This window comes from Bradyrhizobium genomosp. I (2014), assembly GCF_000261685.1.
Lineage (GTDB): Bacteria > Pseudomonadota > Alphaproteobacteria > Rhizobiales > Xanthobacteraceae > Bradyrhizobium.
Genome location: NZ_AJQE01000373.1, coordinates 1 through 14,892 on the forward strand (window position 1 = coordinate 1; position 14,892 = coordinate 14,892).

13 protein-coding genes and 1 pseudogene are annotated in these 14,892 nt (G+C 64.1%); 10 read left to right on the forward strand and 4 right to left on the reverse strand.

Annotation, left to right across the window (positions count from 1 at the left end; genetic code table 11):
* Both IC50_RS32725 and IC50_RS32730 read right to left on the reverse strand, forming a co-directional pair.
* On the reverse strand, nucleotides 1-325 hold a 325-nt coding region (locus IC50_RS32725; protein ID WP_035715216.1), incomplete at its 3' end, for a molybdopterin cofactor-binding domain-containing protein.
* Nucleotides 326-336: 11 nt separating this feature from the next.
* A complete protein-coding gene (locus tag IC50_RS32730; protein ID WP_035715217.1) occupies nucleotides 337-786 on the reverse strand; it encodes a (2Fe-2S)-binding protein in 450 nt (149 codons plus the stop codon).
* A 334-nt stretch (nucleotides 787-1,120) separates the two neighbouring features.
* On the opposite strand from IC50_RS32730, the gene IC50_RS32735 reads away from it, so the two are divergent.
* Nucleotides 1,121-2,725, forward strand: coding sequence for a B12-binding domain-containing radical SAM protein (locus IC50_RS32735; RefSeq protein WP_035715219.1), 1,605 nt, complete (start codon nucleotides 1,121-1,123; stop codon nucleotides 2,723-2,725).
* A gap of 4 nt (nucleotides 2,726-2,729) precedes the next feature.
* Here IC50_RS32735 and IC50_RS32740 read toward each other — a convergent pair whose 3' ends face one another.
* A complete protein-coding gene (locus IC50_RS32740) occupies nucleotides 2,730-4,118 on the reverse strand; it encodes an MFS transporter (RefSeq protein ID WP_035715309.1) in 1,389 nt (462 codons plus the stop codon).
* A gap of 171 nt (nucleotides 4,119-4,289) precedes the next feature.
* Here IC50_RS32740 and IC50_RS32745 point away from each other — a divergent pair, with 171 nt between their 5' ends.
* The 6 genes from IC50_RS32745 (at nucleotide 4,290) to IC50_RS32770 (ending at nucleotide 11,139) form a co-directional block, all read left to right on the forward strand.
* Nucleotides 4,290-5,351, forward strand: a complete 1,062-nt coding sequence (locus IC50_RS32745) for an isocitrate/isopropylmalate dehydrogenase family protein (RefSeq protein ID WP_035715221.1) — start codon at nucleotides 4,290-4,292, stop codon at nucleotides 5,349-5,351.
* A 335-nt stretch (nucleotides 5,352-5,686) separates the two neighbouring features.
* Nucleotides 5,687-6,787 carry a calcium/proton exchanger gene (gene cax, locus IC50_RS32750; RefSeq protein WP_035715311.1) on the forward strand — a complete coding sequence of 367 codons (1,101 nt, stop codon included), beginning with the start codon at nucleotides 5,687-5,689 and terminating at the stop codon, nucleotides 6,785-6,787.
* A 341-nt stretch (nucleotides 6,788-7,128) separates the two neighbouring features.
* Nucleotides 7,129-8,763, forward strand: coding sequence for a hypothetical protein (locus IC50_RS32755; RefSeq protein ID WP_157461170.1), 1,635 nt, complete (start codon nucleotides 7,129-7,131; stop codon nucleotides 8,761-8,763).
* A 64-nt stretch (nucleotides 8,764-8,827) separates the two neighbouring features.
* Nucleotides 8,828-9,871, forward strand: coding sequence for a TAXI family TRAP transporter solute-binding subunit (locus IC50_RS32760; RefSeq protein ID WP_085974092.1), 1,044 nt, complete (start codon nucleotides 8,828-8,830; stop codon nucleotides 9,869-9,871).
* Between the two features lie 77 nt (nucleotides 9,872-9,948).
* A complete protein-coding gene (locus IC50_RS32765) occupies nucleotides 9,949-10,497 on the forward strand; it encodes a hypothetical protein (RefSeq protein WP_244429697.1) in 549 nt (182 codons plus the stop codon).
* Between the two features lie 24 nt (nucleotides 10,498-10,521).
* Nucleotides 10,522-11,139, forward strand: a complete 618-nt coding sequence (locus tag IC50_RS32770) for a DsrE family protein (protein ID WP_035715227.1) — start codon at nucleotides 10,522-10,524, stop codon at nucleotides 11,137-11,139.
* Nucleotides 11,140-11,305: 166 nt separating this feature from the next.
* On the opposite strand, the gene IC50_RS32775 is transcribed toward IC50_RS32770, so the two are convergent.
* Entirely contained in the window at nucleotides 11,306-12,049 is a 744-nt protein-coding gene (locus tag IC50_RS32775; RefSeq protein WP_035715229.1) for an SDR family NAD(P)-dependent oxidoreductase, read from the reverse strand.
* A gap of 142 nt (nucleotides 12,050-12,191) precedes the next feature.
* On the opposite strand from IC50_RS32775, the gene IC50_RS32780 reads away from it, so the two are divergent.
* The 3 genes and pseudogenes from IC50_RS32780 to IC50_RS43945 all read left to right on the forward strand — a co-directional run.
* Nucleotides 12,192-12,962: a methyltransferase domain-containing protein gene (locus IC50_RS32780; protein WP_035715232.1), complete on the forward strand. Its 771-nt coding sequence runs from the start codon at nucleotides 12,192-12,194 to the stop codon at nucleotides 12,960-12,962.
* Between the two features lie 197 nt (nucleotides 12,963-13,159).
* A complete protein-coding gene (locus IC50_RS32785; protein ID WP_035715235.1) occupies nucleotides 13,160-14,161 on the forward strand; it encodes a DctP family TRAP transporter solute-binding subunit in 1,002 nt (333 codons plus the stop codon).
* A gap of 149 nt (nucleotides 14,162-14,310) precedes the next feature.
* A pseudogene (locus IC50_RS43945) lies at nucleotides 14,311-14,787 on the forward strand (TRAP transporter small permease); the annotation flags it as partial.
* Nucleotides 14,788-14,892 lie beyond the last annotated feature (105 nt).

Sequence of the window (14,892 nt, forward strand, 5' to 3'; positions counted from 1 at the left end):
AGACGCGCTTGCGCGCGACGCTCTGGCCCGGGGTCGGATATTCGGTCGTGACCTTGGTCCAGTCGCATTCGAGTTCCTCGGCGACGAGCTGGGCGAGACCGGTGAGCGAGCCCTGGCCCATCTCGGAGCGGGCGATGCGGATCACCACGGTGTCGTCGGGCCTGACCACGACCCAGGCGCCGATCTCGGGCGAGCCGTCGGCAGCACGCACCACGGCGGGGCCGCCGAAGGGGATGTCGAGGCCGATTGCAAGGCCCGCGCCGACAGCAGCGCTGCCGATGACGAAGGCACGACGGTTCATCCTGGGAGAGACGTGCTTGTTCATGCGGCGGCTCCTTACGCGCTTGCGATCATGTGGATCGCCTCGCGCACCTGCTGGAAGGTGCCGCAGCGGCAGATGTTGGTGATGGCCTCGTCGATGTCGGCGTCGGTCGGCTTCGGCTTCTCGTTCAGCAGCGCCGCCACCGCCATGATCATGCCGCTCTGGCAATAGCCGCATTGCGGCACGTCCTGGGCGATCCAGGCGTCCTGCACCTTGTGCAGCGTATCGCCCGAGGTGAGCCCCTCGATCGTGGTGATCTTCTTGCCCTCGGCCTCGCTGACCGAGATCCCGCAGGAGCGCATCGCTGCGCCGTCGATGTGAACCGTGCAGGCGCCGCATTGTGCGATGCCGCAGCCGTATTTGGTGCCGGTCAGGCCGGCATTCTCCCGGATCGCCCAGAGCAGCGGCGTATCCGGCTCGACGTCGAGGGTGAAGGGTTTTCCGTTGATTGTTAGGTTTGCCATCGCAAGTCCCCTGATTGGCCCAATCCACCGATTGAACTCAGGGGCGCAATCTGTCCGGCAAACTGGAACTGTTCAAATCAACACTCCGCGGGCTAGCCGGGATGCATTGCCCGGCCGCGCGAGAGTATGGACCGCGGCGCTGTTTTGCCTCATCCCTTCGTTAATCGATTCGAGTTGACCTCTGGGCGCCAATCCGCGGCTTCAGGCGACGTCCGGCCGTGAAGGCCGGTTCCAGGCCCGGGTCGCGTCCCGTGGAGCGGCGACAGTTTGTCCTTTTTGCCGGGATGCAAGACGCCGGCACTTTGGTACACTGCGTCGACACAAAAGGAGTTCCATGAACGTGCCGAGTCCCTGCAACGTGCTGATGCTCTACCCGCTGTTCTCGGCAGAGTCCTTCTGGAGCTTTGGCGAATCCTGCAAAGTGATGGGCGTCAAGCGCCCTGCCGCCCCCTTGGGCCTGATCACCGTTGCCGCAATGTTGCCCGAGAGCTGGACGGTCCGGCTGATCGATTGCAACACGGCAGCCCTCGGCGACGAGGATCTCGCCTGGGCCGACGTCGTCTTCACCGGCGGAATGATGCCGCAGCAGGCCGATACGCTTCGCCTGATCGAGCTCTGCCGCGCCGCTGGCAAGCCGGTGGTCGTCGGCGGTCCCGATCCCACCTCGAGCCCCCACATCTATGAGCGGGCCGACTTCCGGGTGCTGGGCGAGGCCGAGAGCGTGATCGACGAATTCATCGCGGCCTGGGAAAGCGGCGCGCGGTCCGGCGTCTTCACCGCGCCGAAATTCCAGGCCGACGTCACCAAGACGCCGGTGCCGCGTTTCGACCTGCTCAAGTTCGAGGACTATCTCTATCTCGGTGTGCAGTATTCGCGCGGCTGTCCCTTCACCTGTGAATTCTGCGACATCATCGAGCTCTACGGGCGCGTGCCGCGAACCAAGACGGTCGAGCAGATGTTCGTCGAGCTCGAGACGCTCTACCGGATGGGCTATCGCGGCCATCTCGACTTCGTCGACGACAATTTCATCGGCAACAAGAAGTCGCTGCGTCAATTCCTGCCAAAGCTCGCCGAATGGCAGCGCACGCACGGCTATCCCTTCGAATTCTCCACGGAAGCCTCGGTCAACCTCGCCGACGATCCGGAGCTGCTGGAGCTGATGGGGGCGGCCAATTTCTTCGGCATCTTCGTCGGCATCGAAAGTCCCGACCCGGCGACGCTGGTCGCGATGCGGAAGAAGCAGAACACGCGGCGCAACATCGCCGAGAGCATCCACAAGATCTACGCCGCCGGCATGCTCGTCACCGCGGGCTTCATTGTCGGCTTCGACAACGAGAAGGTCTCGATGGCGGAGGCCATGATCGAATTCATCGAGGAGGCGGCGATTCCCGTCGCCATGGTCGGCCTGCTCTATGCCTTGCCGAACACGCAGCTCACGCGCCGACTCGAGCGCGAAGGCCGGCTGCATCCGGGCCACGATGTGGCGCCGACCATCGGCGCCGATCAGTGCACGGCCGGCATCAACTTCGATCCGGTCCGTCCGTTGCGCGACATCCTGCTGGATTACAGGCGCGTGCTGGAGCACACCTACAGCCCGGCGGCCTATGCAGGACGCGTCGACCGCCTGATGACGCTGCTCGACCGATCCAGGCAGCGTCCCGAACTCGCCGAAGGCGATATCCGCGCCAGGCTCGGGGCGATGGAGACGGTGCACAAGGTGGTCACCGCCCTTCCCGAGGCACGGGGACCGCTGTGGCAGACCTTCATGAATTGCGCCAAGCGTGACACCTCGTCCGCGCGTATCGCGGTGCAGATGATCGCGGCCTATGCGCATCTCGGACCGTTCTCGCGCAAGGTCATCGCCGCCATCGATGCGCGCCTGGCCGCGCTCGACGGTGAGACCGTCATTCCGGCGAATGTCGGCGTGACGGCGGCTTGACGGCTTACTTCACCGCGAGCCGCAAGAAGCTCATCACGCTGCCGAGCGCGGCAAAGCCTGCGCCGAGCGCCAGCGCCAGGGTCGCGCCGTCATGTCCCGCGAGCGCGAAGCAGGCGGCGGCCAGCGCCGCGCCCGTCGTCTGTCCGGTCAGGCGCGCGGTCGCGACGATGCCCGAGGCACTGCCGCTGCGGTGCGGCGGCGCGCTCGACATCACCGCCTTCATGTTCGGCGCCTGGAAGAAGCCGAACCCCATGCCGCAGATCACCATCCGCCAGATGATGTCGGCAATGGCGGGATTGGCCGGCAGCGTCGCGAGCAGCGCCATGCCGAGGCCGAGCAGCACGAGGCCGATGCCGCCGAGCAGGCCGACCGGGTGGCGGTCGGAGAGGCGCCCCGCGATCGGCGCCATGATGCCGACCACCAGCGGCCAGGGCGTCATGAAGAAACCGGTCTCGACCTGAGAGCGGCCGAGCACGTCCTCGAAATAGAACGGCAGCGAAACGAAGGCGAGGCCCTGGACGGCGAAGGAGCACACCGCAGTCGCCGCCGACAGTGCGAACATCGGCCGGCTGAACAGGTCGATCGGCAGCATCGGCGCCGGATGATCGGCATGACGGCGGGTCAGGATGAAGCCGAGCGCGAGCGCCGAAACCAGCTCGATGCCCACGACGAGCGGCGACAGATTGTGCGCGGCGCTGCCGATGCCGGTGATGAACAGGCCGAGGCAGGCGGCGGCGAGGATCGCGCCGAGAAAGTCGAAACCGTGATCGGCGCGCGGGGTCTTCGGCAGCATCGCAAAGCCGATGCCGATCGCGACGAGGCCGAACGGGATGTTGACGGCGAACAGCCAGGGCCACGGACCGATCGCCAGGATGGCTGAGGCGATCGAGGGGCCGAAGGTGAAGGCGGTCGCGACCACCAGCGCATTGTGGCCGAAACCGCGGCCCTGCATCCTTCCGGGATAGACGAAGCGCACCAGCGCGGTGTTGACGCTCATGATGCCGCTCGCGCCCAGGCCCTGCAACGTGCGCGCGACGAGTAGGCTGTCCAGCGACCACGCCACCGCGCAGAACAGCGAGGCGATGGTGAACAGGATCAGGCCGCCGAGATAGATGCGCTGGTGCCCGACGATCTCGCCGAGGGCCCCGAGCGGCAGCAGCGTCGCGACCAGCGCGATCTGGTAGACGTTGACCACCCAGACCGACTGCTCCGGGCTGACATGCAGATCGGCGGCGATGGCGGGCAGGGCGATGTTGGCGATCGCAGTGTCGAGCGAGGCCATCGCCAGCGCGGTGAAGATCGCGGCGATCGCCCAGCGCCGCTGCGCGGCCGGCAGGCCATCGGAAATGGTGTGATCAGGCTCGCGCGCGGCGGCAGGTAACGTGATTGTCATTGCGTTCGCGCGTTGCTCCGGCGTCGTCGCGATAGGGACCTTCGGCATGTACTACGGCCAGGCTGTCTTCCACAGGCATATGCTTGCATGCTGTGCATGCACGAAGGTCAGGCGATGCGGCCTCGGGCTGGCGTATGCTCACGCGAGCTGCTGCAATGTCAGGGGATCGTCATGCAAATCGTCGTTTTGCCCGGTGACGGCATCGGACCGGAGATCACGACTGCGACAACGGGCGTGCTGCGGGCGGCGTCCGAGCGCTTCCAGCTCAATCTGCGGCTGGAGGAGCATGCGGTCGGGCGCGCGAGCCTGAAGCTGTCAGGCACCACCGTGCGGCCAGAGCTGCTCGGCATCGTCCGCGCCGCCGATGGCCTGATCCTGGGGCCGACCGCGACCTTCGACTTCAAGGACGAGGCGCATGGCGAGATCAATCCTTCGCGGCACTTCCGCAACAGTCTTGACCTCTACGCCAATGTCAGGCCCGCGCGCACCTATGAGGGGCGGCCCAACCGCCTCGGCGAGTTCGACCTCGTCGTGGTGCGCGAGAACACCGAAGGATTCTATGCCGACCGCAACATGGAGCAGGGCAATGGCGAGATGCTCGTCACGCCTGACGTCGTCATCTCGCTGCGAAGGATCACGCGGGCGTGCTGCGAGCGCATCGCGCACGCCGCCTGCCGTCTGGCGCTGAAGCGGCGCAAGCATCTGACCATCGTGCACAAGGCCAATGTGCTGAAGATCGGCGACGGCATGTTCCTCGACATCTGCCGCGCGGCGGCAAAGACCTATCCCGGCCTTGCGGTCGACGACATCCTCGTCGACGCCATGATGGCGCATGTGGTGCGCAACCCCGATCGCTTCGACGTGATCGTCACGACCAACATGTTCGGCGACATCCTGTCCGATCTCACCGCAGAGCTCTCCGGAAGCCTCGGCCTTGGCGGCTCGCTCAATGTCGGCGACGGCTACGCCATGGCGCAGGCCGCGCACGGCTCGGCGCCCGACATTGCGGGCCAGGATGTCGCCAATCCGGTGTCGCTGATCCTGTCGACGGCCCTGCTGCTGGCCTGGCACGGCGAAAGGAGCGGTGCCGTGCGTTACGAGGAAGCCGCGCGTGCGATCGAGGCCGCGGTGGCGAAGGCGCTTCGCGAGGGCAGGGCAACGCGCGACGTCGGCGGCACGCTGGGCACGATCGCGGCGGGGGCGGCGATTGCGGAGATCCTGCAGGCGGAGTGAGCTGCTGTGGCGCGTTTTTTCTTGGGCTCAAAACAAAAAGTCGAAAAACAACCCCATGCACAGTAGAAGGCCCCTTGATCGATAAGGGATTTTCCGGCCGTGTCGGAACGACATTCGCCGGCCGCGATCAAGTTGACCCGTCGGGCAAAACACTGGCAGGATGCTATCGTGGCAGCGATGGGGTCCAAGGCTACGGCGCGTTCTCATCACACGCGCTGTCCGCTTCAGCCCGCACGACGTCGCGCCTCTCCCTGCCCACGTTGAGCCAGATCAATACTCGCCGCGCGCGGCCGCCGGACCTTTCCATCAGCGTATCCATGGAAGGGGCGGCCGACATGCAGACTCTGCTCACGGAAATCCGGAATACCCCTTTGCTCTGGATGCTGGCCTTCGTGCCCATCGTGCTGGTGGCCGAGGCCGTGGCCCCGCATTCCCACACGCTGCTCTTCGTGCTGGCGGTGCTCGCGATCGTGCCACTGGCGGCCCTGCTCAGCCATGCCACCGAAGCGGTCGCCGCGAAGACCGGCGATGCCGTGGGCGGACTGCTCAATGCCACGCTCGGCAACCTGACGGAGCTGATCATCGCCATCACCGCGCTGCGTGCAGGGCAGTACATGCTCGTGAAGGCCTCGATTGCGGGCGCGATCGTCACCAACGCGGTGTTCATGCTCGGCGCCTGCCTGCTGCTCGGCGGCCTGCGCTACCACGTGCAGGAGTACAACCGTGCCGGCGCGCGGCTCTCGTCCGGCCTGTTGCTGATGGCAACCGTTGCCCTGCTTGCGCCTTCGGCCGTCGCCGATCTCGAGCACCTGCCGCAAGGCGGGGGCATCTTGAACAAGCTCAGCGTCGGAATTTCAATCCTGCTCATCATCGCCTATGCGCTCGGCCTGTTGTTCTCGCTTGTTACGCACAAGGAGTTGTTCGCAAGCTCTGATCATGGCGACGCCAAGGAGGCGCACTGGCCGATCGGAATAGCCGTCGGCACGCTGCTTGTCGTCACGGTGCTGGTCGCGCTGGTCAGCGAAATCTTCGTGGAGTCGGTGCAGAAGGCGGCGGAGACCTTCGGGATGAGCCCGGCCTTTGTCGGCTTCATCGTCGTCTCGCTGGTCGGCGCTGCCGCCGAGTTTGCGGTGGCCTTTGCCGCCGCGCGCAAGGACCGGCTCGACATGGCCATCAGCATCGCGCTCGGCAGCGCCTCCCAGATCGCGCTGTTCGTTGCCCCGGCGCTAGTGCTGCTCAGCTATGTCGTGGGACCCACGCCGATGAACCTGCAGTTCTGGCCGGGCGCCGTCACCATGGTGATGATCGCGACCGTCACGTCGGCCTTCATCACCGCCAGCGGGCGCTCGGCCTGGTTCGTCGGAGCCCTGATGCTGTTCATCTATGCGGTCTTTGCGCTGACGCTGTATGTCGTCCCGCCGGCGGGCCCGGGATGAAGGGTTGTCGCTCGTCGGCATGAGGCTTCTGATTTCACCCGGCGGAGGATGGCTGCCCGCCGACAAGCCGCGGGGTGGGGAAGCCGCAGGCGGGATGATGACATTGCTCCATGACCCGTGGTCGAACCTGGCGTCGGCAGCGGCGAATCTCTGGCACCCATTATTTAATTTGACTTAGCATATAGTTAAAATTATATAGTTATTATATATTTAATAAATTTAATCGCGGCGGCGTGCCGCCTGACGTCATTTCGATCTGCCGATTTCCGATCGAGCATTGAACCATGCGAACAGGCCGAGCCATCCACTCCATTGGGTTGCCGTCGAGAGAGGCGTGATGCATGCGCCGACCAATTGATACAGCACCGAGGAGCGGAGAAGGCATCTGGGTAGAAGATGCGACCGGGGCTGCCGAGGTCGGCCACTGGTCACCCGAGGCGGGCAAATGGGTCTGGCAGAACGGCTCTCCAATCAATCCGGCGCCCACCCATTGGCATCCCGCGATGGAGGATGTCGATCCGGAGGACGAACGATCGGGCGGCTCGCTCGTGGCGGCTGCAATTCTGATCCCCGTCATCTTCGTCGGGGCTTCCCTGCTCGGCGTGTTCACACCGTTCACGGCGCAACCGGACATGACGCGCATCGGCGGCGAGAGCGCCCTCAGCCTGGATCAGCGGCCGGAAATCGCGACCGGTTCGCTAGCGCTCCTTCAGCGCGAAGCGAGCGAAGCCCTGATGCAGGCGGAGCCAGCAAGCGTGGTGCAACCAAGCCAGCGGCTGGACGAAGACGCGCCGCGCATTGTAGCGCCCGCCAACGAGCTGGCCGAGGCGCACAGGGAGCTCGACGAGGCGGTCCAGCGCACGCACACGGCGGAAATCGCCGCGGAGGAGCTGCGGAAATCACTCCAACAGGAGCAAGCCCACAGCGCCGAGCTCGCGAACGAACTTGCCGGAGCCCGCCGCGAGATCGACGCCGGCAACGCGCAATCCCGCAGCGCGGACGATGTGGCCGCGCAGCAGAGAGATGCGGCGGCGCGGGAGATCGCGGAACTGCGGCAGTCCCTGCAGCAGGAGCGGCAAAGAGGCGGCCTCCTCGAGAAGCAGGCGAACGCCGCGCAGGCGGCAGCGGCGAGCGCTGAGCAAGAACGCCACGAGGCGCAGTCACGCGCCGCCGCGCTCGCGAGCGAACTCGCCGGAATACCTCGTGGATCGCTCATGGCGGAAGCTGCGGCCTCGGAACAGAAGGAGGCAGTAGGGCGGGAGGTTGCGGAGCTGCGGCAGTCCTTGCAAGACGAGCGGCAGAAGAACGCCGACCTCGTCGCCCAGGCCAAAGCAGCGCAAGCGGCAGCGGCCGATGCCGAACAACAACGTCGCGCTCTCGAAGAGGTCCGGGCGCATGCGGCCGTGCAGGCGAGGGAACTTGCGGAAACGCGCCGTGAGATCGAAACCCGGAACGTGCAATTGCGCGAGGCGAACGATGCGATCTCGCAGCAGAGACAGGCAGCGAACCGGGAGATTGCCGAACTGCGGCAGTCGCTGCAACAGGAGCGGAGCGGGACCGAAGCCAGGCAAAAGGACCGTGCATCGGCATCGGCCCCAACCGATGCGCGCCTCCAGGTGGAGCAAACAAATGTAGGCTCGATCTTGCCGGTGACGCGGAGCGTGGAAGCGGCTGTCGCGGAGCCGCTGACAGCCGCGAACCGAAACGAGGCGGAGGCACGATTGATCCCGCGCGCCAGGGCGTTGCTCGATCAGGGAAATATCGGTGCGGCGCGGATCGTGCTCGAGCTCGCGTCTGAGAAGGACATTGCGCAGGCAAGTTTCATGCTCGCGGAGACCTACGATCCGGCGGTTCTGTCCGCCTGGGGGACCTATGGAACGCGCGGTGAAGCGGCCAAGGCGCGAGAGCTCTACGCGAAGGCACACCGGGGCGGTATTCGCGAAGCAAAGGAACGGCTGGATGCGCTGCAGCGCTGAGAGTGGACTTGGTGCAGTCCTGCGGAACCAGAGGTTGCGGTGGCAGATTCGGAAGGGAAACGACATGAACAGATCGCCAAAGTCACTCTCGTTGCTCCTGCTCACCTGTTTGGTCCCGGCCGCGATGATGCTTCAGGCGACCTCCTTGGAAGCGCAAACGGCGAGAAATACCAGGACCGATGCTCAGCTCGTCCGAAGGTCGCTCCCGCAAGAGAATGAAAAGGACCGGATGAACGCCTGGACGGTCGGGCTCGCCGGCGGTCTGCTCGAGGGCGCACCGATCCGTCTCGCCGCAGAAATGGCTCGCGTCGTCGACGACGGAGCGGACCTGCATCTTCTGCCGATCGTCACGCGGGGGGCCACCGACAATCTGAATGCGCTGCTGTATTTGCGTGGCGTCGACACCGCCATCATCAATTCCGATGCGCTCGAAGAGTACAAGGTCCAGGCACCGCGGATCCGAAGCCGCATCACGTATCTGCTCAATCTCTTCCCATCCGAGCTGCACATCTTTGTGCGGCCTGAAATCACAAGCCTGCAGGATCTTGCCGGCAAGAAGGTGAACTTCAATACCCTGGGCACTGCAGCCGCCTATTCGGGACCACTGATCTTCAGCCGTCTCGGCATCGATGTCGACAAGACATTCATTCCGCATCAGGTGGCCCTGGAACGGATGCGCAAAGGCGAGATGTCGGCCGTCGTATTCATTACCTCGAAACCCGTCGACGCCTTCGTAAAGGGCCGCTGGGAGGCCGGATTCAAGTTCCTCCCGGTCAACTACGACCGGAAGTTCGAGGACTACTATCTGCCCGCGACCCTGGATGCCAACGAGTATCCCAATCTGATCAGGCAAGGCGAGCGGATCTCGACCATCGCGGTGCCGACAGCGCTCGTTGCGTTCAACTGGCCGCAACATTCGAATCGCTATCAACGCGTGGCCCGCCTTGTCGAGTATCTGTTCTCGCGAATAGACCGGCTGCAGGCGCCGGGCTTCGATCCGAAATGGCAGTCGATCAATCTCGCGGCAACCGTGCCAGGGCTCACCCGCTTCCAGGCCGCGCAGGATTGGCTGGATCGCAAGGCGCGCAGTGCACAGGCGCGGCCATGAAGAGTGCGGGTCCTCCGCTCGCCGTCGCATTCTTTGTGGCCTGCGGAATCGCTTACGCGCAAAACACGAGCGATCCCATGGAAACACTTCGGGCCTGTTCGGCGATGGAGGGGCAAGCCCGGCTGGAATGTCTGCAAGATCTGTCACGCAAGATTCCACCGCCCGGGCGGCGGGTCTCAGACGATGGCTGGCTGATCAGCGAGACCACCTCGCCAGTCGACTATTCACCGATCGTCACCGCCACCACCTCTTCCGTCGGCGGCTCGGATGGTGCCTCGATGCAACTCGCGATCCACTGCCGCAAGGGCCGCACGGAAGTCGTAGTCGCAGGACCTGCGGTGTCGCGTAGCGCCAGCGAATACGCCGTCTCCTTTCAGCTCAATGCGGAGCAGCCAATGCAACTCACGGCAGCCTCACCGTCATCCGGCTCCGGTGTTGCTTTCGGCGGCGACGTCGTGCAGTTGCTGAGGTCGCTACCCGACGACGGTCACATCGTCGTGCGTCTCTCCATCCGCACCGGCGTGGTGCAAGAGGGACAATTCCCGCTCGGCGGATTCAAGAACGTGCGCGAAAAAGTGGGGACTGCATGCAAATGGCCGCATGCCGTCGCCAGACCAGGACGGTAACGGTCAGGGAACGGGAGAAACGAGATGATCAATTCAAAGTTGGCGATGGCAGTCATCATCGGGTTGGCGATGCTGCTTCTGGCCGGACCAAACGCGCAGGCGCAGCAGGACAACCAGTCGATCCCGCAGGCGAGTGCGAAGGGCCAGGCGAGCAATCCGAAATATTCAAGCAGGCCCAAGCAGGCGCGCAAACCGGGGCAGAATCACACCGGCAAGCGGAACCCTGCGAGCGAGAGAGCGCTGGCTCAGATGACCAGACCTGAGGTCGCCAGGAAGCCGCATCGGCTGATATTGCAGGTCAATTCCAACGAACCTGCGATGATGAACCTCGCACTCAACAATGCGACCAACGTCGCGCAATACTACCGCGATCTCGGCGAGCCGGTGTCGATCGAGGTCGTCACCTTTGGTCCCGGGCTTCACATGCTGCGCGAAGATACCTCGCCGGTAAAGCCCCGCATCGAGGTCCTCGCGATGAGCCATCCCGAAATCTCCTTCAGGGCTTGCGGCAACACGCAGGAAAACATGCGCAAGGCGGAGAACAAGGACATCAGCCTGATTCCGCAGGCCACGGTCGTCAAATCCGGTGTCGTCCGCGTCATGGAGCTGCAGGAACAGGGCTGGAGCTACGTCAAACCGTGAGGTCCGGCCGCAAACCGGGCACTGCATGCGTTTGGCGGCCGATCGGATTCAGGAGCTCACTCCTGGAGCCTTTTCCGTTCCGATGGAATCGGAACGGGGCTCTAGACTCTTGTGTTTCGACGCGTTTTCTTGACGCGAACCGGTGTCCACTTCGCTCGAAAACGCTCTAGAACTGATACCTCCTCAGGCCCCCATCGACCGGGATCACCGTCCCCGTGATGTATCGCGCCACCGGTGACGCCAGAAACACGGCGAGTGCCGCCAGATCCTCCGGCTCGCCCCAATAGCCGACCGGGATCTCCTCCTCGGCAAAGCGCTCGCGATAATCCGGCGCGTAGTTGCGGCGGATCTGTTCGCTCATGATGCGGCCCGGCGGGATGCAGTTGATGGTGATGCCGTGCTCGCCGATCTCGCGCGACAGGCCCTTGGCCCAGGCGTGCACCGCGGCCTTGGCGGCGAAAGCGGCGTTCAGGCCTTCCGGCTCGGACTTGCCGGTGATGTTGATGATGCGCCCCCATTTGCGTTCGATCATCTGCGGCAGCAGTGCATGCGCGATGCGGCGGTAGCTGGTGAAGTTGAGCGCGATCGCCTCGTCCCATTTGCTGTCGGGCGCATCGACGGGGAGGGGACGGCTGCCGCCGGCATTGTTGACGAGGATGTCGACATGGCCGAGTTCCTTCAGTGCAAAAGCGGCGATCTTCTCCGCGGCGTCCTTGGCCATCACGTCCTGCTCGAGGGGCGTGACCAGCCCGCCGCCGACTTCTTGCACCAGTTCGGCAAGCAGGTCGGTGCGGCGCGCCACGGCGACGACGCGCACGCCTTCGGCAGCCAGGCCCTTCGCGATGGCGCGGCCGATGCCGATGCTGGCGCCCGTGACGACGGCGGTTTTCGATTCGAGCCCGAGGTCCATGGTGACACGCTCTCCTGGTTGCTTTGCGCTTTTGCCGTTCGATTCCTGCCCTGTCCCGCGTGCGGCGATTTGCCGAACCGAGACGAGCAGTGGTAACCAAGAGCCTTGGCGAAGGAAACACGAAAAAGAAAAGGCTGAAACGATGGTCTGGGACCCGCAGCAATATCTGAAGTTCTCCGGCCATCGGCTACGGCCCGCCGTCGATCTCCTGATGCGGATTCCGGATTTCGCCCCGCGAGCGATCGCCGATCTCGGCGCTGGCGCGGGCAATGTGACCAAATTGATCAGGGAGCGCTGGCCGACCGCAACCGTGACCGGTGTCGAGGGCTCGGCCGAGATGGTGGCTGCGGGGCGCAAGGCGGCGCCGGACGTGGAATGGTCGCATGAGGATCTCGGCCATTGGAGTCCCGCCAGGCAGTACGACGTGATCTATTCCAATGCCGCACTGCACTGGCTGCCCAATCATGCGGCACTGTTTCCGTCGTTGATGGAGAAAGTGACGCGTGGGGGCATGCTTGCGGTGCAGATGCCGCGCAATTTTCTCGCGCCTTCGCATGTGCTGATCGGCGAGACCGCGCTGGATGGTCCGTGGCGGTCCAAGCTGGAGCATCTCGTCACCCCGCCGCCGGTCGAGGGGCCGGCCTTCTATCACGATCTGCTGGCGCCGATGTCGGCCAATATCGACATCTGGGAGACCGAATATCTGCAGGTGCTCGAAGGCGAGAACCCGGTGAAGGAATGGACCAAGGGGACGTGGCTGACGCGCTATCTCGATGTGCTGCAGGGTGATGAGAAGGCCGCGTTCGAAGCCGCCTATGGGGTGCGGGTCGCAAAGGCCTATCCGAAGAATGCGGCCGGGCAGACGCTGTTCCCGTTCCGACGCCTCTTCATGGTTGCCCAGCGCAAAGGCTGATTGCACTGCCGCATTGCGGCATAAGCGCTCGTTCCGTCGGACACGCGCGGACGCCGGGTTGCGCATACGGCGGTCGCCAAGCTAGCTTGGCCGCGGCAAATTGGGCTTAGGTCTAGTTGTTCGGCTGGCGGATTGCTGCCACTACTGACCTGAAAAACAAAAAGAAGCTGATTTCAGAGTTATTGGGAGGTACCTTCATGCGCACGCTGCTTGCTGCGGTCGCCACCGCGGCTGTTCTCTTGGCTCCAGCCATCGCCCAAGCCCAGAGTCCTATTGTCATCAAGTTCAGCCACGTCGTCGCCAACGACACCCCGAAGGGCAAGGGCTCGCTGAAGTTCAAGGAACTCGCCGAGAAATACACTGACGGCAAGGTCAAGGTCGAAGTCTACCCGAACTCCACGCTCTACAAGGACAAGGAGGAGATCGAGGCGCTGCAGCTCGGCTCGGTGCAGATGCTCGCGCCCTCGACCGCGAAATTCGCGCCGCTCGGCGTCAAGGAGTTCGAGGCGCTCGACCTGCCCTGGCTGTTCAAGGACGACGATACCTATGCCGCCACCATGAAGGGCCCGCTCGGCAAGTATCTGTTCGACAAGCTCCAGGCCAAGGGCATCAGAGGCCTCGCTTATTGGGATAACGGCTTCCACATGGTCTCGGCCAACAAGCCGCTGATCAAGCCGGCGGATTTCCAGGGGCTCAAGTTCCGCATTTCCGGGTCGAAGATCGCCGACCAGTACTTCCGCAATGTCGGCTCGATCCCGCAGATCATGGCGTTCTCGGAAGTCTATCAGGCGCTGCAGACCGGCGTGGTCGATGGCTGCGAGAACACCCCGTCTAACTACCTCACGCAGAAATTCTACGAGGTGCAGAAGGACATCACCGTTTCGAATCACGCGCATCTGCAATACGCCGTGATCGTGAACTCCAAATTCTGGGACGGTCTGCCGGCCGATATCCGCGGTCAGCTCGAAAAGGCAATGTCCGAGGCGACCGATTACACGAACTCGATCGCTCGAAAAGAGAACGAGGATGCGCTCGCCGAGATCAAGAAGTCGGGCAAGACCACGCTCCATTCACTGACCGACGCCGATCGCAAGGCCTGGCAGGAAGCGATGCATCCGACTTACAAATGGGCCAAGGGCCGGGTCGGGCAGGAGGTGCTCGACCTCATTTCCAAGGAACTCGACGTCAAGATGAACTGACGGCTGCGGCCCAACAAGAACATTACCAACGGTCGGGGGTGATCGCGCTCCCGGCCGTTGCGCTTGAATGATCCAATCCGGGGGGGACCAAGTTGCTGCGCGTGCTGAATCGTTTTCTCGATCATCTCGAGGAATGGCTGATCGCGACGATGATCGCGGCCGCGACGTCGCTCATCTTCGTCGCCGTGCTGCACCGTTACGGCGCCGGGCTGTCGATCGACATCGCCAAATGGGCGGAAGCCCGTAACCTCGCCTTCCTGGCCGTCCCGGCGCGCGCGACATTCACTTGGCTTGCCAGTCTCGACCTGTCCTGGGCGCAGGAGCTCTGCATCTACATGTTCATCTGGATGGCGAAGTTCGGCGCCGCTTATGGCGTGCGGACCGGCATCCATGTCGGCGTCGACGTGCTGGTCAATATCCTCCCTGGCGGGTCGCGCCGGCGCGTGATCACCTTCGGCCTCCTGTGCGGCGCGCTTTTCACCGCCATCGTCGCCTATTTCGGAGCCGCTTTCGTCGGCCAGATGTGGCAGACCGGCCAGCAGTCCAACGATCTCGAAGCGCCGATGTGGATGGTGTATCTCACCATCCCGCTCGGCTCCGGCCTGATGTGTTTCCGCTTCCTCCAGGTCGCCTGGTCGTTCTATCGCACCGGCGAGCTGCCGCACCACGACATGGCGGGCGTCGAAGGCGTCGAGGTGGACCCGGTGCATCCGGCCCCGGTCACCCACAGC